Raw genomic sequence first — 25,302 nt, 5'->3', positions numbered from 1 at the left:
TATCTTTTACCCAACTCCCTTCTCCGTTTCTTAAGCCCACAGTCCCTATTCGCTAGAAGGATCTGCCAATGCAGCCAATTCGCACCTTTAACGTTTCTCCTTCTCTGCCGGCGCAGCTTGAACCCCTGCGCAAGCTCGCTTACAATTTGCACTGGGATTGGAACGTTGAAACCAAAGACCTATTCCGACGCCTGGACCGCGACTTGTGGGAATCGAGCCGCCACAACCCGGTGCTGATGCTGGGAACCATCTCTCAGCAGCGCCTCAACGAAGTGGCCGAAGATGAGGGCTTTCTCGCCCAAATGGAACGAGCCTCCCGCCAGCTCGACGGCTACCTCATGGAGCGCAACTGGTTTCGCAAGCACAGGGGTCAGAAGTCAGCGCTGACCCCAGAACACTCCCCGGAGAACTCCGCAGACCGGACTGAACCCGCTCAGACTTCCGACTGCTACGCTTACTTCTCGGCTGAATTTGGGCTCACGGACTGCCTGCCGATTTACTCCGGCGGTTTGGGGGTGCTCGCCGGCGACCACCTGAAATCCGCCAGCGACTTGGGAATTCCTCTGGTTGGCGTCGGGTTGCTCTACCAGGAAGGCTATTTCAGCCAGTACCTGAACGCCGATGGCTGGCAGCAGGAGCGCTACCCGATTAACGACTTCTACAACATGCCCCTGCACCTGGAGCGCAATCCCGACGGCTCGGAGCTCCAGATTGCCGTGGACTATCCGGGGCGCACTGTCTACGCCCGCGTCTGGCGCGTGCAAGTGGGGACGGTGCCGCTGTACATGCTCGACACCAATATTGAGGCCAATAAATCCCAGTACGACCACGACATCACCGACCAGCTTTACGGCGGTGACTTGGACATGCGCATCCACCAAGAAATTATGCTCGGCATTGGCGGCGTGCGGATGCTCAGGGCTCTGGGCCTGACCCCCACCGCCTATCACATGAATGAGGGGCACGCAGCATTTTTAACCCTGGAGCGCATCCGCATGCTCATGCAAGAGAGTGGCCTCAGCTTCGGGCAAGCCCGCCAGGTGGTGGCCGCCAGCAGCGTGTTCACCACTCACACGCCGGTGCCGGCGGGGTTCGACCTGTTCCCACCGGACAAAATCATGCACTACCTGGGGTACTACGCGAACATCTTCGGCTTGTCGCGGGAGCAATTTCTGGCCCTGGGCCGGGAAAACACCGGCGATTTGCAGTCGCCGTTCAATATGGCTACGCTGGCGATTAAAATGGCGAGCTTTGTCAACGGCGTCGCCCAGCTGCACGGGCAAGTGTCGCGGGTGCTGTTCCAGAACCTGTGGCCCGGCCTGCCGGAAAATGAAGTGCCGGTGACTTCCATTACCAATGGGGTGCACGCCCGCAGCTGCGTCGCCAAATTAACCCAGGAGATTTACGACCGCTACCTGGGCCCGCAGTGGGCGTCGGCACCGGCGGACAATCCCCTCTGGGAGCGCATCAGTGCCATTCCCGACGATGAGCTGTGGCGCAATCACGAGCGCGCTCGGTCGGAGCTAGTGGTGTTTGTCCGCGACCGGCTGCAAAAATACCTGCGCGAGCGCGGCGCTTCCCCTATCGAAATCGCCCAAGCCCAAGAAGTCCTCGATCCGAGCGTCCTGACGATTGGCTTCGCCCGCCGGTTCGCCACCTACAAGCGGGGGACGCTATTCCTGCGCGATATTGAGCGAATTAAGCGGATTTTGCTCGACCTCCATCCCGACCGGATTAAGGGCGGCTTGCACTCGACGCCGAAAAAACGCACGGTGCAGTTTGTAATTGCGGGCAAAGCCCACCCCCACGACATTCCCGGCAAGGAAGTCATCCGAGCGATTATTCACTTTATTCGCGAGCAGGGCATGGGGCATAACATTGTCTTTATCCCCAACTACGACATCAACGTCTCCCGGATGATGGTGTCAGGCTGTGACGTGTGGCTCAACACTCCCCGCCGGCCCCGCGAAGCTTCCGGCACCAGCGGCATGAAAGCTTCCATGAATGGGCTGCTCAATCTCAGCATCCTCGATGGCTGGTGGGACGAGGCGGATTACGTCCGCACCGGCTGGCCGATCGGTCACGGCGAAGTGTACGACGACCAGAACTATCAGGACACTGTTGAAGCCAACGCCCTGTACGATTTGCTGGAGCAGGAAGTGGTGCCCCTGTTCTACGACCGGGACGAGGAGGGGCTTCCCCGCCGGTGGGTGGCGAAGATGAAAGATGCCATCCGCATTAACTGCCCCCGCTTCAACACCGCCCGCATGGTGGGAGAATACGCTACGCGAGCTTATTTCCCCGCCAGCGACCGCTACCGCACGATGAGTGGGGATAGCTGCGCTGCCGCCAAAACTCTCGCTCAGTGGAAAACGCGCCTGTTTGAGCGCTGGTACGACATCAAAATTGAAGATGTTGACATCTCTGAACCGGCTGATGTCCGCGTCAACCAAAATATTGCCGTTAAGGCTCGCCTCAATTTGGCGGGGCTGACTCCTTCTGACGTGCAGGTGCAGCTCTACCAAGGCGCGGTGGACGCCACTGGGAACATTACTCATGGGGTGCCGGTGGTGATGGACTGCCAAGGTCAAGATTTCAATGGCTTGAGTATCTACACGGCTACGATCGCCTACACCTCTTCCGGGTTGCAGGGTCTGTCCCTGCGCGTGCTGCCCAACCACCCGAACCTGAGCAGCCCCTACGAGCCCGGTTTGGTGCTGTGGGCCCACTCGTAACGGCGAGCTGGGGTGCCGGTGCTGCCGGCTTTCATACCAATTTTGGATTTGGGAAAATCCAAAATTGGTATTGTAAAACTTCCCTCACAGAGTAGGCAGTAACAGACGCTGATTGACTAGAATGCAGATGAACGATCGGACTTATCGTCTTCACAACCCAATAAAAGATAGGGACTCTATCCCAATTCCAACTTGAACTAATCCCGAAGACTTAACTGTCAAAAGGGATAGGGGATGTCTGGCAGTACATCCTTTCGGCAGATAACGTTTATGTCCCCCTCCTATTTGGGTCAGGCATAAACGTTGCTCAAACCCTGAGTGAGGTGCCAATCTCTATGTCTGGTCCATCTGAAAAGGAACTGTTAGGCCGTCACACAGGTCTGGGATGGGGCTGCCGGCAGCTCGTTTGCTTGTGCCGGCAGCCCCAGCTTGAGCCCTGCGAGTTGGGCTTGCAGCTCCTCTCTCACCTCATGGCGCAACTGAAAGAAGTGCTCTCCCACACCCAAAGTAACAAAGTAGTCATAGAACACGCCGGGTTTGCGCAGTGCGATCGCTAGCAACTGCCACCAGAACCGGAAACGAGTGGAGCGCACTACGCCCTGCCGCCAGCAGATTGCCAGGACGAAACCCAACTCGCGCCCTGTCAGCCAGCGGGGGGGTTTGGGCCGCCGGCCCTCCATGATCGTAAAGTGGCGAAAAGTGCGCTTCAGGTAAGGCAGGGGCTCGTAGAGGTTCCAAAAAGCATTGATATATTCCCCGACAATTTCTTCAATAGGGCGTGCCGGCACAAAATTCATCAAAGACTTCTGAGAGGTAAAATGGGTGCCGATCCCTTCCATGAGACGCCCCTCCTGCTTGAGGCGCTTCCACATCGCCGTATTGTGCAGCGCCTGCAGCAAACTCAGGTGAGCCTGAGGGATGCCCGTAGCTTCGACAAACTCCTGTATGCGCTCTCCCGCACCGGCACGCTCACCGTCAAAGCCGATAATGAAGCCAGACATAATTTGCAACCCCGCCCGCACAATTTTGTGGCATGACTCCTGGAGTGAGTGGCGGGTATTCTGTTCCTTGTGAGCGACCATCAAGCTGTCAGTGTCGGGCGTCTCAATCCCCATAAATATCGTGGTGAACCCCGCTCTCACCAGCAGGTCTATCATTTCGTCATCTTCTGCCAGATTCAGTGACGCTTCCGTAATCAGGATGAAGGGATAGTTGCGCTCCTCCATCCAGGGTATGAGGGCCCGCAAGAATATTTTGGCATTCCGTTTATTGCCAATGAAGTTGTCATCAACCACAAACACATAACGCCGCCAGCCCATCTGATAGAGGACTTCAAATTCCCGCAGCATCTGCTCTGGCGTTTTGGTGCGCGGCTTGCGCCCATACAGGTTGATAATGTCGCAGAACTCGCACTGGAATGGGCAGCCCCGCGAAAACTGCACTGTGATGGCATAGTAGGCATCCAGATCCAGCAAGTCGAACCGGGGCACCGGCGTCTGGGTGACATCGGGTTTCTCGGCAGAGCGGAAAATGCCGCGTTCCTCGCCGCGTTCCAGCGCCTCCACAAACATCGGTACAGTGCATTCGCCTTCATCTAGAATCAGGTAGTGGGCACCGGCTTGCAGGGCAAACTCCGGCACTGAAGTGGGGAAGGGGCCGCCCACGGCCACTTTTTTCCCCGAGGCGACTCCTTTTTGAATCAGCGTCCGGAAATCCTCCTTTTGGACGATCATGGCAGAGAGGATAACCAGGTCGCACCAGGCCCAGTCTGGCTCAGTTTCAGGGCGCACATTGCGGTCCGCAAACCGGATTTCCCAGTCACTCGGCAGCATGGCGGCTACTGTAATCAAACCCAAGGGTGGGTTGGTGGAGCGCAAGCCGGCGAGATCTAGGGTCTGTTGATAAGACCAGAAGGAATTTGGTAAAATTGGCCAAATTAAAAGCGCTTTCATCAATCATCTCAACTAGGTAACTCTATCGGTCAGAAGCCTTCAAGGGAGGTTTAGTTATCCCCAAAGCTTACTGGTGAGCTTGACAGAACAACCTCTGTCTTGAGTGAGATTTATTAAATGCCTTGTGCCGCTGTCTTACTTTTGTGGTATACCGCTGGGCGGTTGAGAGCTTTGACGCCAGAAGGTGTCAAAGTCTTGGTAGGCTAGTCTTAACCGGCACTGCCGGTGGGCTAGGTGACAGTTAACTTGAATTTATGAGCAAGCAGCGCGTTCTCTCTGGGGTTCAGCCAACCGGCAACCTGCATCTGGGCAACTATCTCGGCGCGATTCGCAACTGGGTGGAGATTCAGAGCCAGTACGACAATTACTTCTGCGTGGTGGACCTGCACGCGATTACGGTGCCGCACAACCCAGCGACGCTGGCGGCAGACACTTACACGATTGCGGCGCTCTATCTGGCGTGCGGCATTGATTTGAACTATTCCAGCATCTTTGTGCAGTCCCATGTCTGCGCCCACAGTGAGCTGGCGTGGCTGCTCAACTGCATTACTCCCCTGAACTGGCTGCAGGATATGATCCAGTTTAAGGAAAAGGCGGTCAAGCAGGGAGAAAATGTCAGCGCCGGCTTGCTGGATTACCCGGTGCTGATGGCGGCGGATATTTTGCTCTACGAACCGGACAAGGTGCCGGTGGGCGAGGACCAGAAGCAGCACTTGGAACTGACTCGCGATATTGCGGCGCGGCTGAATCACCAGTTTGGCAGCCCCGAGGTGCCGGTGCTGAAGCTGCCCAATCCTCTGATTCGCAAGGAGGGGGCGCGGGTGATGAGTTTGACGGATGGCACGCGCAAGATGTCCAAGTCTGACCCGGCGGAGGGCAGCCGGATTAACCTGCTGGATTCGCCGGATGAGATTGCTAAGAAAATCAAGCGCTGCAAAACCGATCCGGTTCGCGGTTTGACGTTTGATGACCCGAACCGGCCTGAGTGCAATAACCTACTGACACTTTACACGCTGCTTTCTGGCAAGACGAAGGAGGCGGTGGCTGCGGAGTGTCAGGATATGGGCTGGGGGCAGTTCAAGCCGCTGCTGGCGGAGGTGGCGGTGGAGGCGCTGAAGCCAATTCAGCAGAAGTATAAGGACGTGATGGACGAGCGGGGATATCTGGAGTCGGTGCTGCGCGAGGGGCGGCAAAAGGCGGAGGCTCACGCTAATGAAACCCTGCGCAAGGTGAAAGCGGCTCTGGGTTATTCTATGCCGGTGTGATGGCGCAGGACAGGCCTCCCGCCGGTCCCCAGAAGGCGTAGGACAGGCGTCCCGCCTGTCCCAAGCACAGGCGAGACGCCTGTGCTACGTCTGAATGATAATTAGGCTAAAACAGAGCGGGTGGCAATTTGCGCCCGCTTCATTTTATTTTTCCTACCCGGTTTTCAGATATGACAGAGCAGCCTCTCGCGCCTTCTAGCAGCACCCCTGTACCGACTTTCGCTCCCCATCGCTTCCGCGATGCGGTAAAAGCCGGCGAGTTTTTAGTGACCGCTGAGGTGGCTCCGCCAAAAGGTGGCGACCCATCTCACATGATCAAAATGGCTCAACTCCTGAAGGATCGAGTCCACGCGATTAATATTACGGATGGCAGTCGGGCGGTGATGCGGATGTCGCCGGTGGCGGCTTCGGCAATTTTGCTGCAGCAGGGGATTGAGCCAATTTGCCAGCTGGCTTGCCGCGATCGCAACAGCATTGCTCTGCAAGCTGATTTGATAGGTGCTCACGCTCTGGGAGTTCGCACTGTTCTCGCACTCACCGGCGATCCGGTGAAAGCGGGGGACCATACTGACGCCAAGAGCGTTTTTGATTTGGAATCGGTGCGCTTGCTGCGACTGATTGACAAACTCAATCACGGCATTGAGTTGAATGATAAGCCTCTGACCGATGGGGGGACGGATTTATTTCCCGGCGCTGCTGTTGACCCGCAATCTCCAAGTTGGTCGGGTTTGCAGCGCCGGTTTGAGCGCAAGCTGGAAGCGGGGGCGCAGTTTTTCCAAAGTCAGCTGGTTTGCGATTTTGACCGGCTGGAAAAGTTTATGAGTCAAATTGCTTCCGGGTCTGGAAAGCCGGTTATGGCGGGAATTTTTCTGATAAAATCGGCGAAGAACGCTCAGTTCCTGAATAAGAATGTGCCGGGGGTGCGGATTTCTGAATCTATTATTGACCGGCTGGAACGCGCGAAAAATCCGCTGCGCGAAGGGATGTTAATTGCGGCTGAGCAGGTGCGGATGGCGAAGGAGCTCTGTCAGGGGGTTCACATGATGGTGATTAAGCGGGAGGATTTGATTCCAGAAATTCTGGATTTGGCGGGGATTGCGCCGGTGGGTTGATTTGTCGTTTCGGGGGTTTCTGGCGTCGCACCCAAGCGTCGGATGGGTTAAGGGTTAGGACACAAAGGACAGGCGAGACGCCTGTCCTACGTCCTAACCTAAATCGCTACTGCTATTACACCTAACACCGTGCCCCCTGCCTAAAATGTGTGTAAATCGTAGCCGTTTTAGGGAGGGGTCAAGGGGCTGTCCCTTTTCAATCAACTGACTCCGGATCAATTCCCGCCGCACGCAGCCGCTCTGCTAAACGCTCAGCACGCAGCCGTTCTTGTTCAGCACGCTGCTCCGCTTCCGTGGCCCGCAGCTCGGCTTCGGTGGCCCGCTGCTGCTGTTGTTCCAGCTGTCGCTGAATTTCCACATAACTTGCAAACCGCTCCCCATTGGGACGGTAAATCTGCAACTCCTCCCCTGACAAATCAAAGCGAATTCCCAGCCGTGGGCTGACCCAATTATGGAGCGTCTCAATCACCTCCAAACCGGCTTCCGAACGCAACCAGCCACTCAAATCGTTTTTCTGAGGATCGTACAGGTAATATTCCTCCACGCCATAGCGATTGTAAAATATCTGTTTTTTGTTCATTTCTGTCTGTGTGTTTCCCGGAGACAGGATCTCAAACACCACCTGCGGCGCAATATTCCCCTCTCGCCACTGCATGTAAGAGCCCCTGTCCCCTTTCGGCACGCCAAACACTACCATCACGTCAGGAGCTTGACGAATAGTATTATTCCCCTCGACCGGATACCACAGCAAGTCCCCAGCTACAAATACCAATGGCTCACCGGCAAATAGCCACTCTAAATTGTAATACAGGCTCATTATCCAGCGAAACTGTCTGGTATTCTCTGCTATAGGTTGGCCATCGCTTTCTGGATAAATTATATTCGTCGCGCTCGGAGTTTCTAGTTGAGAAATCATTCCTCTCGCCTCCGTTTCAAACTGATTAAGTTTAGTCTAGCACCAGAGCGGACATTCTGCCAGCCGGCAACCGGAGCGAAATAAGCGCCTTGAAAAAGTCGGCGGAGCCTTCAGAGGAATCAATGCCACCGGCAGCTGATAAGCTCTGACTGTTTTAATCTGCTTGGGGTGGGAAAGGAGGCGGAGCCAAAGAGCGGAGCGTTTCGAGGCAGTAGGGGCGGGTCCCCGTGCCATTGGTGTCAACTTAAGCTCCTGGCGATTGAAATCGCGGCTATACAAACGAAGTCCGCCTTCGCGGACTTAAGAGAACAGCTAGAATCTTAAAACCCGCGCAGGCGGGTTTCGTCTGTGTAGCTGCGGTTTCAACCGCCCAGAGGCTGCGGGAGACAGTTTAAGTTGACACCGATGGTCCCCGTGCCCGCCCCGAAACGAGGGGAGCGAGGGGAAATTTTTGCGTGATCTAATTTTATAGATAAGTGCTCAGTCTGGGCACCGGCACTCTATATTTATATAAGGGCGTTTTCTATTTGCCGGGTCAGCGTTTAGCAGAAGGTCAGCGATTGGGATGGCACTCCTTAATTTAGCAGAAATCAAAACCAGGCTCCTTGCGTGTGGGACTGTTGTTTTGGGCGGGACAGTGGCTGCCGGTGCCCTCACCGCCACCGGCACCGCACCCCTTATAATGGCAGGGGCTGGGGCTGCCGGCATCGCCGCCAGTCTTGCCGGCGGGATGCTGTCCAATGACCTGGGCGAGTTGGCCAACCGGCTGCGCTATGACCAGAATCTCCTCGATAGCGATGAGCTGACGCAGGCTGTGGGGCTGGCTGTTGCCCTCGCTATCTATTCTGTGGCCAAAAATCCCCTGTATTCAGCCCACAAAGCGGCTTTGGAGACTGTCGCTAAAAAAAGCGTCACCTACTGGGGCGCGATTGCTCGGGCTGCGGAAGGCGATCCAAATTACACCGGCATTGAAGAGCAGCACCTCCCGGCTCTTTTTTCCGCCAATTCCCAAGATTTGGCCAAGGTGCGCGCCCTCGATCCAGAAACTTGGGAACACGCCACCGGCTGGCTGTGCACTGCGGCTGGGGTGTCTCTCCCCCCTGATGCGATCCACTTCGTCGCTCAAAGGCTGCACGAGACTTTCCCCAAGGCGTTGCGCCAAGTGCTGGCTCACGACGCCGCCCAGGGGGGGCAAGCTTTTGCCGGCATGCAGCTGTCGCTGCTGGGCAATATTCTGGATGGCATTAAACAATTAAAGGCACAAAATCAGGCAATTGTCAAGGGGTTAGAGGCAGAATTTTCTCGGATTTCGGGGATGGCTTCTGGCATCGGGGATGGGTTGGGCCAGATTGAGGACTTGCTGCAAGAGATTTGGGAGCGGTTGGGCAGACCTTTGCCGCCGGCTGACCTGAATTTCCGGGAGATTATTGCTGACAAGACGGATGGGTTTGTCGGGCGGCAATTCGTTTTTGCGGCGATTGAAAATTTCTGCCAAAGCTATCCTAAGGGCTATTTTACTATTGTTGCGCCACCGGGGGCCGGCAAGAGCGCTATCCTCGCTGAGTACGTTTTGTGGAATGAGTGCGTGGCTTATTTTAACATGCGCTCTGCCGGCATCACCAGCACGGGTGATTTCCTCAACAGTGTCTGCAAGCAGTTAATTGACCGCTACGACTTGCCCTATCAAACTCCGCTGCACCCGGACAGTATGAAGAATGGCAATTTCTTGTCCAATCTGCTGGCGGAGGCGAGCAAAAAGCTGAAGCTGGGAGAGCGACTGGCGATTGCGGTTGACGCGCTGGATGAGGTGGATTTGGACAGCCAGAGTCGCGGTGCTAATGTGCTGTACCTGCCAGAGGTGCTGCCGGATGGGGTCTATTTTATCCTGACGCGGCGACCGGAGCCGGTGCCTTTTCGGATTAACCCGCAGACGCGGCATCAGGTGTTTGACTTGCAAGATTATCCGCGAGAGAGTTTAGCGGATATCGAGACTTATATTCGCGGGGTGACTGGGCGTCCCCAACTGCGGGCGTGGGTAGCTGAGCGGGGGATGGCTGTGGGGGAGTTTATCACAAAACTGGCGGCTAAGAGCGAGAAGAATTTCATGTACCTGCGGTTTGTGCTGCCAGAGATTGAGGGGGGCGCGTACCGGGATTTGGATAGGATTGAGAATCTGCCCCAAGGGTTGCAGAAATACTACCGCGACGATCACTGGCGGCGCATGGAGATGGAAGACGGGCAGCTGTTTGAGGTGAAGATTAATATTGTGTACATTCTGGGGGAAGTCCGCAAGCCGGTTTCGCGGGTGTTGCTGGCTAAGTTAGCCGGTGAGAGTGAGCGCACGGTGCAGAAGGTGCTGACAGAGTGGGAGCCGTTCCTGTATCCTGAGAAAATTAAGGGAGAAACCCGCTACAGGATTTATCACAGCAGTTTCCGCGATTTTCTCTACAGTCAGGAGATTGTTCAGGCTCCGGATGAGAAGCGTCGGGAAATTAACGCTCGGATTGCGGACGCTCTGATTGGGGAATTGTGGGACGATGAGTAAAATTCGCGAGTGGTTGGCGGGTGCGTCGCCGGAAGAGAGAGAGCAGCGCTTGCTGTTACCGGGGTATCTGGCGGCTGCCGGTGAGGGCAAGAAATTGTACCGCTTGCTGACTGATTTTGATTTTATTCAGGCGAAGGTGGACGCCTTGGGGGTGCAGCCGGCGATCCAGGATTGCCGGTTAGTGACCGATTCTGCCGGTTTGCTCTGTGAGGAGCAAACAAAGACTCTGAAATTGATTCAAGGGGCGCTGGATCTGTCGGGGCATGTGTTGGGACGGGATAAGACCCAACTGGCGGGGCAATTGCTGGGGCGGTTGATGTCTTTTGAAGTGCCAGACATTCAGAAAATGCTGGAGGCGGCAAAACAGTGGAAAGAAAAACCCTGGCTGCGCCCCTTGACACCCAGCCTGACCCCCCCAGGGGGAGCACTGCTGCGCACCCTCACCGGGCATACTAGCTGGGTAAGTGCAGTCGCCGTGACGCCGGATGGTAAAACTGCCGTTTCCGCTTCATCGGATAGCACCCTGAAAGTCTGGGATTTACTTTCCGGGAAAAAGGTACGCACCCTCACCGGGCATACTCGATCGGTAACTGCAGTCGCCCTGACGCCGGATGGGAAAACTGCGGTTTCCGCTTCATACGATAGCACCCTGAAAGTCTGGGATTTGCATTCCGGGGAGTCGAGAAGCACCCTCACCGGGCATACTAACACGGTATGGGCAGTCGCCCTGACGCCGGATGGAAAAACTGCGGTTTCGGCTTCATCGGATAGCACCCTGAAAGTCTGGGATTTGCATTCCGGGGAGTCGAGAAGCACGCTCACCGGGCATACTAACACGGTATGGGAAGTCGCCCTGACGCCGGATGGGAAAATTGCGGTTTCCGCTTCATGGGATAGCACCCTGAAAGTCTGGGATTTACATTCCGGGGAGTCGAGAAGCACCCTCACCGGGCATACTGACTCGGTATATGCAGTCACCCTGACGCCGGATGGGAAAACTGCGGTTTCCGCTTCATCGGATAGCACCCTGAAAGTCTGGGATTTGCATTCCGGGGAGTCGAGAAGCACCCTCACGGGGCATATTGGCGGGGTAAGTGCAGTCGCCCTGACGCCGGATGGGAAAACAGCGGTTTCCGCTTCAGAGGATAGCACCCTGAAAGTCTGGGATTTGCATTCCGGGGAGTCGAGAAGCACCCTCACCGGGCATACTGACTCGGTATATGCAGTCGCCCTGACGCCGGATGGAAAAACTGCGGTTTCCGCTTCATCGGATAACACCCTGAAAGTCTGGGATTTGCATTCCGGGGAGTCGAGAAGCACCCTCACGGGGCATACTAGCTTGGTAAATGCAGTCGCCCTGACGCCGGATGGGAAAACTGCGGTTTCCGCTTCATCGGATAGCACCCTGAAAGTCTGGGATTTACATTCCGGGGAGTCGAGAAACACCCTCACGGGGCATACTGGCTGGGTAAGAGCAGTCGCCCTGACGCCGGATGGGAAAACAGCTGTTTCTGCTTCAGTGGATAAAACCCTGAAAGTCTGGGATTTGCTTTCCGGGGAGCCGAGAAGCACCCTCACGGGGCATACTGGCTGGGTAAATGCAGTCGCCCTGACGCCGGATGGGAATACTGCGGTTTCCGCTTCAGAGGATTGCACGCTGAAAGTCTGGGATTTGCTTTCCGGGAAGTCGAGAAGCACCCTCACCGGGCATACTAGCTGGGTAAATGCAGTCGCCCTGACGCTGGATGGGAAAACAGCGGTTTCCGCTTCATCGGATAGCACGCTAAAAGTCTGGGATTTGCATTCCGGGGAGTCAAGAAGCACCCTCAGGGGGCATACTGGCTGGGTAAATTCAGTCGCCCTGACGCCGGATGGGAAAACTGCGGTTTCCGCTTCACACGATAGCACGCTAAAAGTCTGGGATTTGCTTTCCTTTGAGCGGGTGCGCACCCTCAGGGGGCATACTGAGACGGTAAGAGCAGTCGCGCTGACGCCGGATGGGAATACTGCCGTTTCTGCTTCATGGGATAGCACCTTGAAAGTCTGGGATTTACATTCTGGCACCGAAGTGCGCACCCTCACCGGGCATACTAACACGGTAGGAGCAGTCGCCCTGACGCCGGATGGGAAAACTGCGGTTTCCGCTTCATTGGATAGCACCCTGAAAGTCTGGGATTTGCATTCCGGGGAGGAGGTTGCTTGTTTCACCGGCGAGTCTGGGTTACTCTGCTGTGCTGTCGCGCCAGATGGGGTGACAGTGGTGGCGGGGGAAAAGTCGGGGCGGTTGCATTTCCTGCGCTGGGAGGGGCACACCGGCACCCCCGCCGCCAGAGACAACCCCCGCCGCCAGTAAGCTAGCAAAAATAGCCGCAAAATGCCGGTGGTTTGACAGCCGGCTGGATGTGCGGCTAAGTTGGCTTATCAAACTGTACTCTCGGTGGGGATGGCGCTGAATAATTGCAAGGGGGGAAAGGCAAAAATTTTCCAGAGGATTTTGGCAGGAGGCGTTTCACCCCAGGGATAAAGATGCCGGTGTTAGCATTCGAGTTCTGAGGTTCATCGTTCGAGCACTGTCACTTGCCGGCTCACCCCACCGGCTCTTTTGCCGCCGCAGCGCGTTTAGCTTCTGCCCTCAGCCGCCAGTTTTCCGAGAGATCAACTATTCCCTGACACATCTCTCTGGTTTTTTGTTCCGCTTCTTTTGCCAGCTCCAAAATTTCGAGGAGTTCCTGTTCAGCCGGTTCTTTCTGTGTCATTGCCACTTCTCCAAACGATTTTTAACTCCACTGACTTCTGTTTTAGTTTCCAGCACTCGAACCAACTCTGTTGCCAAACTTTCTGCAGCGTCCTTAACTGCCTGCTTGGCAGTCACTTCAGAGAGCGAGATATCCTCCCGAAGACTCGGAATCCGGTTTCTGGATGTCTCTACAAAAAATAGAGTGGTTTTCCAGAAAGCCAAGAGCTGGATCGCTGTGAAATTATTGGGAGAGCGATCCACAATAGTTCTGGTGAGGGCAAGCCCGTCTGTGGCTTCCCGCTCCATCTCATTCAATTCCTGGTTCAAGCGCTCGATCAGACCGGCAATTTCTGATGGGATATGCATAGATTATTTAATAGCATAAAAGAGGTTAGATGTCAAGCAATTTAGCACCGGCACGGGGGGCCGGTGAGGCCGGTGCCCAACTACAAACTTTTGGGCTAAAGCCCAACTACAAACCGTGCAGGAAGCGATCGCACCGGCACCGAAAAACAACAAGCCCGCGCAGGCGGGCGAAAGTTTGTATAGCGGCAGGTTTCAACCTGCCGTATTCCTGCCGGCATCCCAGGAAGCCGGCATCCGGGAGAGCCGGCATCCGGGAGAGCCGGCACAAATTTACTGGGCAGCCACCGGCCTGCTGGGGATTTGAGCTTGCAGGACAGTGAGGGCGCGGGCGTAGCAGGGGTCATCCTTACTGCCGAGAGCATTGGGGTTAGACGCCAGCTGCTTCATTTGCTCTTCGGAGATATCAACCTTGATATCAGGCGTAATCCCCTTGTGGCTGATATCCGTTCCGTTGGGAGTGTAATAGTGAGCGATCGTCACCGCCAAACCGGAGCCGTCAGACAGGGAGTGTACCGACTGAACCAGCGCCTTCCCGAAGGTTTGACTGCCGATAATCGTAGCGCGACGGTTATCTTTCAAAGCGCCGGATAAAATCTCGCTAGCGCTCGCCGAGTTGCCATCCACCAGAATCGCCAGAGGCAACTCCGTGATCGCCGTCTGATTGGCCTTAATTTCCTCATCGTGTCCCTGCCGGTCTACCGTGCGGACGATAGATCCCTTGCCCATCCACATGCGGGCAATATCAATACTGGCATACAGCAACCCGCCCGGATTCCCCCGCAAATCGAGGACATAGGCATCCACCTTTTGAGTGCCGAGAGTCTCAATCGCGCGCTGCATCTGCTCTGCGGCGTGGCTGCTGAACTCCTGCAAGCGGATATAACCGACGCGCGTCTTGCCTTCCTGTTTCAGACTGTAACGCACTGTGGGCAGTTCAATCCGAGCCCGGGTGAGCGTCACATCAAAGATCCCCTTTCCGGGGCGCGAAAGTTGCAAAGTCACCTCAGTGCCCACCTGACCCCGGATCAGCTTAGCCGCCTCTTCCACACTCATGCCCTGAGTGGGTTTGCCATCAATCAGCAAAATTTGATCTGCGACTTGGATGCCGGCTTTGAGGGCGGGGGAATTCTCTATCGGCTCCACCACGCTGATCAGCTTGGTTTTCTCGTTCTGTTCTAGCCGGAGCCCCACCCCTGAGAGTTCGCCTGAAGTTTGGTTAGTCAGCGCCTCATACTGATCCGGGTCCATGAAGCGGGTGTAGGGATCTCCCAATTTCTCCAAAGCTTGCCGGAGGGCGACATAAGCCTGTTCGCGAGACGTGTAGTTTTTATTCAGGAGGTCTTGCCGAACCCGCTGCCAATCGACTTTATTAAAACTGCCATCTACATAATCCCGGTTAACAATTTGCCAGGCTTCATCTAAAACTGTTTTCGGACTGTCCTGGAGTGCGGCCCGCACGGAGCGACTCAGCCCGGGAAGGAACAGACTAATGGTCGCGGTTGTGGCGATGGCCCCAGCAAACAGGACGATTTGGGGGAGCAGGAAGCGTTTTGAGGATGACTTCATTTTGAATTGGCTAACACAAATTATTAACAATAAATAAGCCCTTTTAACAGGGAGATGCCGCAGCAATCGCCTCAAGGAAAACGCACGGCATCTCAGTAAAGATCGGCAGGGACAGGCAAGGGGTGGCTAGCTCGGGGGTCTGGGTGTGGGGCATCGCAGGGCTGGGTTCACCCTGAATCGACTAATATTAAGATACCCAGCTGAGGCCAAGAACTTGCAAAACCCTGTGACAGTTTGCGAGAGTGTCCGGATTGGCCAGCAGGTGGCACTCAGCCGCCGGAGGTGTCCCGAGAGAAGCCGGTGCGAGGGGCTTGCAAGCTAATTTAACCCCAGAGAAGCGCATAGTGCTATGCACTCAGACACAAACCGACCTCAAAACTTTGTTGGTTCTAGTGTAGCTAAAATAGCGAGTAGCAGAACACCGCCACCGCAGACTGCTGAGTCTAAAGCCGATGGAAGCAGATCGCCTCTCCCCCGCCGCCCTTTCGCTGCCCCCCACTGCGCCCCCCACTGCGCCCCCCACTGCGCCCCCCACTCCCCCCAAGCGGCGGGGCTCCGGGGGAGGGCTGCTGCTGAATATAGCCCTCGCTGCAGCCGCCCTCGCCGGCATCATTGCCCTCCAGTGGGCTCAGCTGCACCGCCCGCCACAGGAAGCGGAGAACCCAAAGCAGGCGGAACAGCTCGAAAGAGAGCGGGTGCAGCTGCTCAAGCAGATGCCAACCCTGGGCTTCGACAACTTAATCGCCAACTGGGCCTTCCTCAACTACATCCAGTATTTTGGCGACGAACCTGCGCGCGCCAAAACCGGCTATTCCCTCAATACCGACTACTTTGACCTGATCACCCAGCGCGATCCCCGCTTCCTTGACACCTACCTTTTTCTTTCCACCGGCATTTCCTACTATCTTGGCGAGCCGCAACTGACCGTGCAGTATATGGATCGCGGCACCCGCGCCCTCTCCCCCCAGATGAATCCGAGAGCCTATGTGCTCTGGCGCTGGAAAGGACTCGACGAGCTGCTGCTGATCGACGACATCCCCGGTGCCATCCACTCTCACGAAATGGCGGCCAAGTGGGCGGAGGGAACCCCAGACGGGCAATACGCAGCCATGTACCGGCAAACCGCTGAATTCCTCAAAACAGATCCCGACAGCACCCTGGCGCGGGGCCGGTCGTGGGCCGAGGTTTACATGAACGCCACAGACAAAAGAGTCCGAGAGCGGGCTGAGCGAGAAATCCGCAAGCTAGGCGGGCAAATACGGCAGACTCCCGATGGGCAAATCGAATTTGTCTTGCCCACCGGCAAGCCCCCCAAGAAAAAATCAGGGGGGTGAGGGGTGCGGGGTGCGGGGTCAGGGGTGCCGGGTGCGGGCCAAGGTGGGGTGGGGGGCGTCACTCCTCATCCCGCCAGAGGTGGGGGTGGCATGAATAAAACGCGATCGGACATAACCTGTATGGGGCCAAAAAAAGGCAAAAAGCAAAAGTTCAGCAACACAAGCAGCCAGCAGCCAAAAACCAGAAGTCACAACAGAAAAATCTCCAGGATTGCCGGCTCGATAGCTGCTTTTGCCCTTTTAGTTGTGACGGTTGCCCTTTTTGGCTGGCTGCTGAGCAACACAGTAGCTTTGCAGTCCGCCGCCAACAGGCCGGTGGATGCTATCCTGGTGCTCGGGGGCAGCATCAAACGGGAAATCTACGTCGCCGAACTCGCCAAACAATACCCCCAGACCCCGGTGCTGATTTCTCAAGGCTCCCAAGATCCCTGCATTTGGCTGATTTTTCAGCGAGCCAAAGCTCCCCCGCAGCAAGTCCTCCTGGAAAAGTGCGCCCGCAACACCTTTGACAACTACTACTTCTCTCTCCCCATCCTGAGCCGGTGGCAAGCTCACAGAGTCAAAGTCATTACCTCCCCCACCCATCTGCCACGCGCCAAGTGGCTGGCACAGATTATCTTAGGCTCCCACGGAATTTGGGTCGAGATAGACTTAGCCCCCGAAACCGGCATTCCCGGCAATCGCGAGTCACCCCTCAAAACCGGCATCGATGTAATTCGCAGCTTGATTTGGGCAGTCATCAGCCAGTTTGTCGAGCCGGCGTCGTGCTCCGCGCTCACCCCGCTGACAGACGTAGACATGCAACAGTGGCGCACACAAGGGTTCACCTGCGAGTACCAAGGTCATTTAACCACGCACTAGGCTCCCTCAATATAGCAGTAGGCACTTAGGTTAGGACAAGGGGTTTAACATGATGTCCCTCGTTCCCAGGCTCCGCCTGGGAACGCCCTCCAGGAGGCTCTGCCTCCTTTGGACAGACAGGCTGCATTATAGCAGTAGCCAATTAGGTTCGTACATTTCAACCTCTTTTGCACCCCCGCACTCCCGCTCCTATTGTCCTAACCCATATTACTACTGGGATATAGACGTAGGGCAGGCGTCCCGCCGGGCCTGAAGGTCTAATGTTTTAACCTAAGTGCATACTGCTATAGCCTAACAGCTGAGCGTAACAGTTTGAGGTGGGTTCCCTAAGAGGGAACCCACCCTACTTCTTTCTAGGCGCTCCTTCACGGGGGCGGTTCCTAACAAAATTATCAACTCAATTCTCCCCGCACTAAGCAAATTCCACCCTCAACCGCACCGGCTTAAAATTCCACATCCGTATCGAACTCAGACAAAGAATCGCGCGCCGAATTTGCCATCGCTTGAAGAGTAGACAGCGGCACTTCGGCGAAATATTGCCGGATAAACTGCTCTTCATAAACCGCAGCCAAAAATGCAATAAGAGCGGAGGGTCTTTCCGCCAAAGCCCCCTCCCTAGAGGCGCTCTTTTGCCAGCTCAGCCGCAAGTTCTGACCGAAGTGGGCCACCTGGAACCCGAGCGCGCCCAGAGCTTGCAATCCCAGTTGCAGACAGCCATCGCTGATGCCCAGCTTCTCGCACAGCTGACGCCTTGTGACTGGCGCACCCGTGCGGCTGAGGTATTTAGCCACACCGGCAAGCTGCTGCCAGATTTGAGCTGGGGACTGCAGTGGCGGCTGCCCCCACGCCAGGGCCAGTTTCTGCTGCCGGTGCGCCGCGTGCCGAAACCAAACTTGCAACTCATCCCAACTTCTAGGGCACTCTTCCACTACAATAAAAGGAGAAGAAACTTTCCCCTCACTCATCAAAGCGCCTTCCGCCCGCACCCTCTCACAGCGCCAGTCCACAATCCAGTCGATCTGTGCGGGGGCGCGGAACTGGAAATTTCCCACACAGGAGCGCACCGCGATCAGGCGCACCTCATAGCGCTGTTTGAAAGTATTGTAGTCCAGCTCCACAATCGCATCGCACCGGCCCGGCGGAAGTTCTTCTTTATAGTGCCCCCACCAGACGCCGGCAAACCCGAAAGCGCTAGACTCATCCCGAATTTCAAACTCGGTTTTAATGTACTGAACTTTTCGCCCTTTAGAATCCTCAATATTGCGGTGCCAGACTTTTTCAAAGCAGCAGTTTTGCACCAGGAATTTGGGAACGGGGTTGCCGGTGCCGCAAGGTTCCAGCAGTTTCAGCTCTCGAAACAGGGACTGTCCCAGTTCTGCCACTGTGACAGTCAAATCTGCTGTCACCACCGGCACGCCCAAGGAGCCAGACGCCCCCAGCTTTTCCCGCAGCTGCCGGTTGATGGCTTCTGCAAACAGGGGAATATTCTCCACCGGCAGGGCCAGACCGGCGGCAAAGGGATGGCCACCGAAACGGTGCAGCAGGTCGGCCCGCTGCTTCACCAGCCCGTACAGGTCAATATTATTCACAGAACGGGCGGAACCCCTGGCGATTGGGGAGTTGGGGATGGGGGTGCCGGGATTTGGGGATTTGGGGATTTGGCTGTCGGCAGAGTCTGTTACTTCTGTGCTCAGGAGGACAGTCGGACGCCCGTATTCCTGGGCGACTTGACTTGCAACCAGACCGAGGACCCCTGCGGGCCACTGTGAGTGAGTCAGGACGAGGACAAGGGTGGTGGACAAGTCTTCTTTTTGCAGCTGGGCTTTGACTTGCTGGGTGACATCTTTTTGCAGGGACTGGCGGCGGGTGTTGGCCAGCTCTGCCGCTTCAGCCAGCTCGCTGCAGCGCTTTTTGTCGCGGCTGGTGAGCAGTTCTACGCAGAAGCTGGAGTCGCCGTGAATGCGGCTGACGGCGTTAATCCGGGGGCCAAGGCCAAAGGAAATATCGGTGGGCCGGTCGCCAGCACGCTGGCAGAGCTGGAGCAGTTTTTGCACGCCCGGGCGGGTGGGGTGCGACAGCTGCTGCTGCAGGCGTTTAATCCCCTGCTGGGCCAAATACCGGCTCTCGCCGGTCAGCTGCACCAAATCGGCAATCAAGCCAATCGCCACTAAATCCAGCAAATTCTCTAAAGGTTGCTGGGGGATGTCGGGAAGGGTGAGGTAGAGGGCTTCTACGAGTTTGTAGGCGACGGCGACGCCGGAAAGATTGGCCATCTGGTGGCTGGCCGGCAGGGAGCGGGGGTTGATGATGGCCACCACCGGGGGGCGCTGATCCGGCAGGGTGTGGTGATCGGTGACAATGATGTCTGTGCCTAGCTCGCCGGCGTAGTGAATTTCTTCGAGGTTGGTGCTGCCGGTGTCGCAGGTAACAATCAGCCCGGTTCCAGATTGAGCGAGGGCGTCAATCCCCGGGCGGTTGAGTCCGTGGGATTCGGTGAGCCGATTGGGGATGTAATAGGTGAGCTGGAGGTGTTGGGGGAAAAACTGGCCCAGCCCTTCCCAGAGTACAGCGGTGGCGGTGATGCCGTCGGCGTCAAAGTCCCCCCAAATGGCCACTTTTTCACCGGCACGCCGCGCCGCGAGCAATCGCTCTACCGCCCAGCGCATCTCCTGGCCAAATTCAAAGGGACTGGCCGGCTGTACCGAGTTGGGATTCAAAAAGCCGGCAAGCTGCTGCCGGTCTCGAATCCCCCGCTGCCACAGCAACTGGCCGGCATAGTGGCCAGAGATGTCGGGTGCGTGGCGTCGAATTTCTTGAATGAACCACTCCGGCGGTTGTGCCGGCGGCTGAATTTGCCACTGAATGTTTTGCTCGGGCATCTTCGCTCCCACCCCCACAGTTGAGTGCCATTATATCACTTCCGGGGAAATACTTTGTCTCGACCGGCTGCCGGCCCTGCGGCAGGGGGGAGCCGGCGGTTGCCCTTGAGGGGCTCTTTCCAACAGCGCGCAAATTTTTGCCGCCAAACCGCCCTGCAGGCATTGACTCCTGCGGAAAAACATGTTAGGGTAATTTCAGTTAAGTTATATCTAGTCAGCCTAATCTGCCTTCCGAGCTGAGAAATTCACTTGAAGCCGGCAGGCGGAGCGGAGGAACCAAAGAGATTCTCTGGGGCTTATCTCTGTTGTAAAACAGGAGAAGGGCACCTCTCAGCCCTAGCCCGTCAGCTAACTTCGCAGGCATTGAGAGGGGACTGACGAGACAGCATTTCTAAATCAAAAGTGCCTTGCTCTCATCAGCTTCCCCGCTACATCGTGGTGTGAGCCAATCAATTTCACTTGCTCTCGATAGCGAGAGGGTGTTTTGTCATAATCCCGACTTTTAGCCAGGGAGGTTTTCTAGTGTCATGGCGACCCAGCACTCATTTTATTGCTGTGGCCGTATTTGCTGCATAAGAACAAATTAGCCCCGCCCACAGAGACAGTTGGGCTGCCGGTGATATCGCGGTTTTCCTCTGAGTGAGGGACTGAGAAACCCGGTTTCTTAAAGAAACCGGGTTTCTGGCACAACCCTATAACTGCTTGCGGCTGATTTCTGTTCAGGCAAAATCAATTCTATAACTGAGTCGAGAGAGATGCAATGGAAAACGTGCAAAGCATCGTGGCGGCGGCAACATTTGTCGGTGTCATTTTCTTAATCATGACGGAGTGGATACACCTAACCATTGCCGCCTTTTTGGGGGCGCTGCTGCTGGTGTTCTGCCACATCATGACCTTGAACGAAGCGATCGGATACATCAGCCGGAGTCACGCCACCCTGGGTTTATTCTTTGGAGTCATGGTGCTGGTGAGGGCGTTTGAGCCAACCAAAATATTTGACTACTTAGCCACACAGATGGTGCTGCTGGCGAAAGGGCAAGGCAAGCGATTGCTGCTCGGCATTGTGGCGATTACCACGCCCATCTGCGCCGTTTTACCCAACGCCACAACCGTGATGCTCCTGGCACCGCTGATTCCCCCAATGGCGGAGGAAATTGGCGTGGATTTTGTCCCCTTGCTGATCCTGATGGTGTTTGTTGCCAACAGTGCCGGTCTGCTGACGCTTGTCGGCGACCCAGCCACCTTTATTGTCGGCGATGCCGTCAATATCAGCTTTGCGGATTACCTGCTAAAATTGAGCCTGGGCGGAGTTATTGCTATTGTCACAATATTAGTCATGCTGCCGTGGCTGTTCCCCAAAACCTGGCGCAAAAAATTGGACGACCTGGAACACCTGCCGCACCCGAAGATCGAACACCCGCGAATTTTGGGAGTGGGGGGCTTAATTGTCGCCTTCGTGCTGCTGTTTTTTGTCGTGGGAGAAACCCTGCCAGTCCCGATCTCACCGGCAGCCGTCGCCTTGCTGGGGGCAGCTTTGGCGTTGCTCCTCGCTCACCACACGAAAATTGATTCTGTCAACAACATCTTGCGGGATATCGACTGGAGTACCTTGATATTCTTCATGTCCGTCTTTGTGCTGATTGGCGGGCTGGAAAAAACCGGCGTCATCAGCAGCGTGTCAGGGGTGCTAGCCGTTCTTCTGGGGAAAAATATTGTCTTAGGTTCCCTGGTGCTGCTGTTTTTTGTCGGTTTGTTGTCCAGCGTTGTCCCCAACATCCCGCTGGTGGTGGCGATGGTGCCATTGCTGAAACAGTATGTAGTGAGTGTCGGGTTAGCGCCGGCAGAAGTTCTCGCACCCGACTTTCAAGGTCAGTTCCCCCCGGAAGTGCTGCCACTCTTCTACGCCATGATGTTTGGCGCAACCTTAGGAGGCAATGGCACTCTGGTAGGAGCTTCTTCTAATATAGTCGCAGCTGGGATTTCTGAGCTGCACGGACGCCGGATCTCCTTTCACACCTTTCTGCGCTACGGCATCCCAGTGATGGCGGCGCAACTGATCGCTGCCGCTGTGTATGTGACGCTACGTTTTCTGCTTTAGGCGAGAGGGGGATGGAATCGCTCCCTACAGAGCGTGCGCGCGACAGGGGCGCACCTGTTTGCGGAGCGATGGCCATGCAAAACTTGTGCCTGAAGACTGCTTGACAGGCAGAAAAAACAATGCTAGTATTGTGAAAAGAGCGTAAAAAGTCTGCCTAATCCAACGTTTCACCTCTGGGTGAGACAGGAGCGGAGGAACCAATTTAGGGGGCTTATCTCGAATGCCTGTGAGCGGTCGCGCCAGGCAGCGAGAGGGACATCTCTCAGTCCTAGCCCGTCAGCTAACTTCGCAGGCATTGAGAGGAGACTGATGAAGACTCAACATTCTATTAAAATAGAGCGTTCGATCTCGTCAGTGTCTCCGGTTGGTTCGCAGTGTCCCACCCTTGACTCTGAGGAGTTTATAATGGCTATTCAGCTTAATTTATCTTCGATTGCAGTTGCCGGACAGGCCGCCTGGAAACGGGCGAAACCCGTGATATTGCGGGAGGTGGTATTGCTGCCGGCAGCAGGATTTCTGGGAATTCTCATCCTGTGGTGGGTAGTGGCCAGCTTCCAGAGCGAATTGATGCCCAATCCAGTGCAGGCGCTAGTCGCAAATTGGGATTACATCGTCAATCCGTTTTACCAGCGCGGACCGGGAGATTTGGGAATCGGCTGGCTATTGCTGGCGAGCATACGCCGCGTCTTGCTGGGGTTTTCCTTAGGTGCGGTTGTCGCGATTCCCCTGGGGTTTCTCATCGGGATGTCCAGACAAGCGATGCTGGCGCTCAATCCCATCATTCAAATCTTCAAGCCGGTATCGCCGCTCGCTTGGCTGCCGATTGCTTTGGCTATCTTTAACCTGGCTGATCCCTCGGCAATTTTTGTTATCTTCATCACCTCTCTGTGGCCAACGATTATCAACACTGCCCTGGGAGTGTCGAGCGTTTCCAAAGATTATCTCGATGTGGCGCGGGTGCTGGAAATGCCCCGCTGGCGGCAGATTGCCAAAATTATTTGGCCGGCAAGTTTGCCCTACATATTCACCGGCTTGCGGATTAGTTTGGGGATAGCGTGGCTCGTCATCGTCGCCGTAGAAATGCTCACCGGCGGGATTGGCATTGGCTTTTTTGTCTGGGATGAGTGGAGCCGGCTCAACCTGAGTTCGGTGTTTCTGGCGATACTCGTGATTGGATTAACGGGGTTAGTCCTCGACTGGGCGGTTGGCAAAATTCAGGAATTGGTAACGCACAGAAGACCGGCACGCTCTTAATATACCCTCCCTCGTTCCCTCGTTCCCAGGCTCCGCCTGGGAACGAGGCGCTGGAGGCTCTGCCTCCTTTCTGCAACAAGTAGATTAAAAGCCTGACAGCTTAGCTGTCAGTTTTAGGAGAGCCAGAAGTGAGAGTTGAAAACTCTTCTGGCTGCTGAATTCTGACAGGGCAAAATTTTGCAAGATTGAGCGAGACTGAAGATGAGTGAGAGATCCCCAAATGACTGGAGCCGGCGCGAGTTTATTAAAGGGATGGGAGCGACAGCCGCCGGCATGGCACTTTCCTCTTGCGCCATTAATGCCGACCGGTCGGCTAGAGGGCTTACGGAAGAAGCCTTAGCCGTCGAACAAGTCGTAGATCCCAAAACTTTGGAAAAACCCGATTTGACAGTGGGGTACGTGCCGGTGAATGACTGCGCTCCCTTTGCGATTGCCTGGAAAAAAGGGTTTTTCCGCAAGTACGGGTTGAACGTCAAACTCAACCGCGAAGCCAGCTGGGCAAACTCTCGCGACGGGATTATTTTTGGCCGCCTCGACGCCTCGCCGGTAGTGTCGGGTGCCGTCACCAATGCTAGAATAGGAGCGGAAGGCGCACGCCACGCCCCGCTGTGCGCAGCCATGACGGTTCACCGGCACGGCAACGCCATGACGATGAACCGGAAAATGTGGGATTTTGGGCTGCGCCCCTGGTACGAATACGGCGGCGATCTGGAAGCGTTTGGCAAACAGTTTAGAGCCTATTTTGACAGCCAGCCGCCAGAGGGCAAAGTCTGGGCGGTTGTGCTGAGTTCTGCTATTTACGAATACTTTGTCCGCTACTTATCTGCCGCTGCCGGTGTGAACCCCCTAGAGGAGTTTCGCATCATCATCATTCCCCCACCCCAGATGGTGACGAACGTGCGGATTGGGGCGATGCAAGCTTACATGGTGGCAGAACCCTGGAACACGCGGGCAATTTACGAAAAAGCAATTACTGGCGGGGAGGGAGTTGGCTTTACCTTCGCGCAGGGCAAAGAAATCTGGCGCGGACACCCAGACCGGCTGCTGGGGGTGATGGAATCTTTCATCAAAGAAAACCCCAAAACCTATCGCTCTCTGGTCAAGGCGATGATTGAAGCCTGCCGGTATTGCGGCGACCCGCAAAACCGCGAGGAGGTGGCAAAACTGCTGACAGAACGGTCGTTTACGGGCGCGAAACCCAAGAATGGTCCAATTGATAAGTTTACCCGACCGGCAATTGTTGGCTCATACAATTATGGCGGGTTTGATGACCAATACCGCACCGTGACATCAGACGACACCACGATTTTCTTTGACATGCCGGCTAAGGTTTCTAAAGTGCCAGGAGATCACTCGACATTCTTGTGGCAGTCAGAAAGTATCTGGTTAATGACTCAAGCTGCTCGCTGGGGGCAGATTCGGGAAATTCCCAAAAATGCCGAAGAGTTGGCTCGCAAAGCTTGGAAAACTGACCTCTATCGAGAAATTGTCGCTGAAATGGGTATCGAGTGCCCTCAGGAGGATTACAAAGTTGAGCCGGCAGAGGTTTTTATCGACAAAAAAGCCTTTGACCCCAGCGATCCTGCCGGCTATCTCAAGAGTTTTGAAATCAGAGCCAACCGGCCTCAATCGTTCTACCTGTCTTCTGAGGTACTGAGAAACCCGGTTTCTTAAAGAAACCG

General features: G+C 55.7%; 17 protein-coding genes and 2 riboswitches. Of the genes, 11 read left to right on the top strand and 6 right to left on the bottom strand.

The window, feature by feature from the left end; genetic code table 11:
* The first annotated feature begins 68 nt into the window (after positions 1–68).
* Entirely contained in the window at positions 69–2,735 is a 2,667-nt protein-coding gene (glgP, locus tag OSC10802_RS0116135) for an alpha-glucan family phosphorylase (RefSeq protein WP_017717809.1), read from the top strand.
* A 362-nt stretch (positions 2,736–3,097) separates the two neighbouring features.
* Here glgP and OSC10802_RS0116130 read toward each other — a convergent pair whose 3' ends face one another.
* Positions 3,098–4,687, bottom strand: coding sequence for a B12-binding domain-containing radical SAM protein (locus OSC10802_RS0116130; RefSeq protein ID WP_017717808.1), 1,590 nt, complete (start codon positions 4,685–4,687; stop codon positions 3,098–3,100).
* A gap of 254 nt (positions 4,688–4,941) precedes the next feature.
* Here OSC10802_RS0116130 and trpS point away from each other — a divergent pair, with 254 nt between their 5' ends.
* Both trpS and OSC10802_RS0116120 read left to right on the top strand, forming a co-directional pair.
* Positions 4,942–5,952, top strand: a complete 1,011-nt coding sequence (gene trpS / locus OSC10802_RS0116125; protein ID WP_017717807.1) for a tryptophan--tRNA ligase — start codon at positions 4,942–4,944, stop codon at positions 5,950–5,952.
* Between the two features lie 170 nt (positions 5,953–6,122).
* On the top strand, positions 6,123–7,064 hold the full coding sequence (locus OSC10802_RS0116120) for a methylenetetrahydrofolate reductase (RefSeq protein ID WP_017717806.1): 942 nt from the start codon (positions 6,123–6,125) through the stop codon (positions 7,062–7,064).
* Positions 7,065–7,260: 196 nt separating this feature from the next.
* On the opposite strand, the gene OSC10802_RS0116115 is transcribed toward OSC10802_RS0116120, so the two are convergent.
* Positions 7,261–7,980 (bottom strand): Uma2 family endonuclease, encoded by a 720-nt coding sequence (locus OSC10802_RS0116115; protein ID WP_017717805.1) that lies wholly within the window; start codon positions 7,978–7,980, stop codon positions 7,261–7,263.
* A 565-nt stretch (positions 7,981–8,545) separates the two neighbouring features.
* On the opposite strand from OSC10802_RS0116115, the gene OSC10802_RS44425 reads away from it, so the two are divergent.
* The gene (locus OSC10802_RS44425) at positions 8,546–10,525 is read left to right on the top strand and encodes an NACHT domain-containing protein (protein ID WP_017717804.1); all 1,980 of its coding nucleotides are present in this window, start codon (positions 8,546–8,548) and stop codon (positions 10,523–10,525) included.
* Positions 10,518–12,878 (top strand): beta-propeller domain-containing protein, encoded by a 2,361-nt coding sequence (locus tag OSC10802_RS0116105; RefSeq protein ID WP_017717803.1) that lies wholly within the window; start codon positions 10,518–10,520, stop codon positions 12,876–12,878. Before OSC10802_RS44425 ends, OSC10802_RS0116105 begins: the two co-directional genes overlap by 8 nt.
* A gap of 232 nt (positions 12,879–13,110) precedes the next feature.
* On the opposite strand, the gene OSC10802_RS53015 is transcribed toward OSC10802_RS0116105, so the two are convergent.
* Together OSC10802_RS53015 and OSC10802_RS0116095 are read right to left on the bottom strand one after the other, a co-directional pair.
* Complete coding sequence (locus tag OSC10802_RS53015) at positions 13,111–13,281, bottom strand: hypothetical protein (RefSeq protein WP_017717802.1); 171 nt, start codon at positions 13,279–13,281, stop codon at positions 13,111–13,113.
* A complete protein-coding gene (locus OSC10802_RS0116095; RefSeq protein ID WP_017717801.1) occupies positions 13,278–13,628 on the bottom strand; it encodes a hypothetical protein in 351 nt (116 codons plus the stop codon). The genes OSC10802_RS53015 and OSC10802_RS0116095 overlap by 4 nt, the downstream gene beginning before the upstream one ends.
* A gap of 115 nt (positions 13,629–13,743) precedes the next feature.
* On the opposite strand from OSC10802_RS0116095, the gene OSC10802_RS0116090 reads away from it, so the two are divergent.
* Complete coding sequence (locus tag OSC10802_RS0116090) at positions 13,744–13,932, top strand: hypothetical protein (protein ID WP_017717800.1); 189 nt, start codon at positions 13,744–13,746, stop codon at positions 13,930–13,932.
* On the opposite strand, the gene ctpB is transcribed toward OSC10802_RS0116090, so the two are convergent.
* Positions 13,899–15,194, bottom strand: coding sequence for a carboxyl-terminal processing protease CtpB (gene ctpB / locus OSC10802_RS0116085; RefSeq protein ID WP_017717799.1), 1,296 nt, complete (start codon positions 15,192–15,194; stop codon positions 13,899–13,901). The two genes, OSC10802_RS0116090 and ctpB, sit on opposite strands and share 34 nt — an antisense overlap.
* A gap of 452 nt (positions 15,195–15,646) precedes the next feature.
* Between ctpB and OSC10802_RS0116080 the strand changes: the two genes are divergently transcribed.
* Together OSC10802_RS0116080 and OSC10802_RS0116075 are read left to right on the top strand one after the other, a co-directional pair.
* Entirely contained in the window at positions 15,647–16,528 is an 882-nt protein-coding gene (locus tag OSC10802_RS0116080; protein ID WP_017717798.1) for a hypothetical protein, read from the top strand.
* A 120-nt stretch (positions 16,529–16,648) separates the two neighbouring features.
* Complete coding sequence (locus tag OSC10802_RS0116075; RefSeq protein ID WP_017717797.1) at positions 16,649–17,389, top strand: YdcF family protein; 741 nt, start codon at positions 16,649–16,651, stop codon at positions 17,387–17,389.
* A 443-nt stretch (positions 17,390–17,832) separates the two neighbouring features.
* Here the strand turns inward: OSC10802_RS0116075 and OSC10802_RS0116070 are convergent, their stop codons facing one another.
* On the bottom strand, positions 17,833–20,268 hold the full coding sequence (locus OSC10802_RS0116070) for a DHH family phosphoesterase (RefSeq protein WP_017717796.1): 2,436 nt from the start codon (positions 20,266–20,268) through the stop codon (positions 17,833–17,835).
* A 243-nt stretch (positions 20,269–20,511) separates the two neighbouring features.
* A riboswitch (cyclic di-AMP (ydaO/yuaA leader) is annotated at positions 20,512–20,645 on the top strand.
* A gap of 383 nt (positions 20,646–21,028) precedes the next feature.
* On the opposite strand from OSC10802_RS0116070, the gene OSC10802_RS0116060 reads away from it, so the two are divergent.
* The 3 genes from OSC10802_RS0116060 to OSC10802_RS0116050 all read left to right on the top strand — a co-directional run bounded on the left by OSC10802_RS0116060 (position 21,029) and on the right by OSC10802_RS0116050 (position 25,294).
* Entirely contained in the window at positions 21,029–22,366 is a 1,338-nt protein-coding gene (locus tag OSC10802_RS0116060; RefSeq protein ID WP_017717793.1) for an ArsB/NhaD family transporter, read from the top strand.
* 141 nt (positions 22,367–22,507) lie between these two features.
* A riboswitch (cyclic di-AMP (ydaO/yuaA leader) is annotated at positions 22,508–22,676 on the top strand.
* 95 nt (positions 22,677–22,771) lie between these two features.
* Positions 22,772–23,620, top strand: coding sequence for a nitrate ABC transporter permease (gene ntrB / locus OSC10802_RS0116055; protein ID WP_026098532.1), 849 nt, complete (start codon positions 22,772–22,774; stop codon positions 23,618–23,620).
* A 201-nt stretch (positions 23,621–23,821) separates the two neighbouring features.
* Positions 23,822–25,294, top strand: a complete 1,473-nt coding sequence (locus tag OSC10802_RS0116050) for an ABC transporter substrate-binding protein (protein ID WP_017717791.1) — start codon at positions 23,822–23,824, stop codon at positions 25,292–25,294.
* The last annotated feature ends 8 nt before the right edge of the window (positions 25,295–25,302 follow it).

It is taken from the genome of Kamptonema formosum PCC 10802 (assembly GCF_000332335.1).
GTDB lineage: Bacteria > Cyanobacteriota > Cyanobacteriia > Cyanobacteriales > Oscillatoriaceae > Oscillatoria.
Note: the sequence above shows the minus strand (reverse complement) of the source record. Positions and strands in the feature narration are given on the sequence as shown.

Bases quoted from the DNA above. Each gene is read 5' to 3' on its own strand.
- glgP (WP_017717809.1), top strand. From the start codon at position 69: ATGCAGCCAATTCGCACCTTTAACGTTTCTCCTTCTCTGCCGGCGCAG.
- OSC10802_RS0116130 (WP_017717808.1), bottom strand. From the start codon at position 4,687: ATGAAAGCGCTTTTAATTTGGCCAATTTTACCAAATTCCTTCTGGTCT.
- trpS (WP_017717807.1), top strand. From the start codon at position 4,942: ATGAGCAAGCAGCGCGTTCTCTCTGGGGTTCAGCCAACCGGCAACCTG.
- OSC10802_RS0116120 (WP_017717806.1), top strand. From the start codon at position 6,123: ATGACAGAGCAGCCTCTCGCGCCTTCTAGCAGCACCCCTGTACCGACT.
- OSC10802_RS0116115 (WP_017717805.1), bottom strand. From the start codon at position 7,980: ATGATTTCTCAACTAGAAACTCCGAGCGCGACGAATATAATTTATCCA.
- OSC10802_RS44425 (WP_017717804.1), top strand. From the start codon at position 8,546: ATGGCACTCCTTAATTTAGCAGAAATCAAAACCAGGCTCCTTGCGTGT.
- OSC10802_RS0116105 (WP_017717803.1), top strand. From the start codon at position 10,518: ATGAGTAAAATTCGCGAGTGGTTGGCGGGTGCGTCGCCGGAAGAGAGA.
- OSC10802_RS53015 (WP_017717802.1), bottom strand. From the start codon at position 13,281: ATGACACAGAAAGAACCGGCTGAACAGGAACTCCTCGAAATTTTGGAG.
- OSC10802_RS0116095 (WP_017717801.1), bottom strand. From the start codon at position 13,628: ATGCATATCCCATCAGAAATTGCCGGTCTGATCGAGCGCTTGAACCAG.
- ctpB (WP_017717799.1), bottom strand. From the start codon at position 15,194: ATGAAGTCATCCTCAAAACGCTTCCTGCTCCCCCAAATCGTCCTGTTT.
- OSC10802_RS0116080 (WP_017717798.1), top strand. From the start codon at position 15,647: ATGGAAGCAGATCGCCTCTCCCCCGCCGCCCTTTCGCTGCCCCCCACT.
- OSC10802_RS0116075 (WP_017717797.1), top strand. From the start codon at position 16,649: ATGGGGCCAAAAAAAGGCAAAAAGCAAAAGTTCAGCAACACAAGCAGC.
- OSC10802_RS0116070 (WP_017717796.1), bottom strand. From the start codon at position 20,268: ATGCCCGAGCAAAACATTCAGTGGCAAATTCAGCCGCCGGCACAACCG.
- OSC10802_RS0116060 (WP_017717793.1), top strand. From the start codon at position 21,029: ATGGAAAACGTGCAAAGCATCGTGGCGGCGGCAACATTTGTCGGTGTC.
- ntrB (WP_026098532.1), top strand. From the start codon at position 22,772: ATGGCTATTCAGCTTAATTTATCTTCGATTGCAGTTGCCGGACAGGCC.
- OSC10802_RS0116050 (WP_017717791.1), top strand. From the start codon at position 23,822: ATGAGTGAGAGATCCCCAAATGACTGGAGCCGGCGCGAGTTTATTAAA.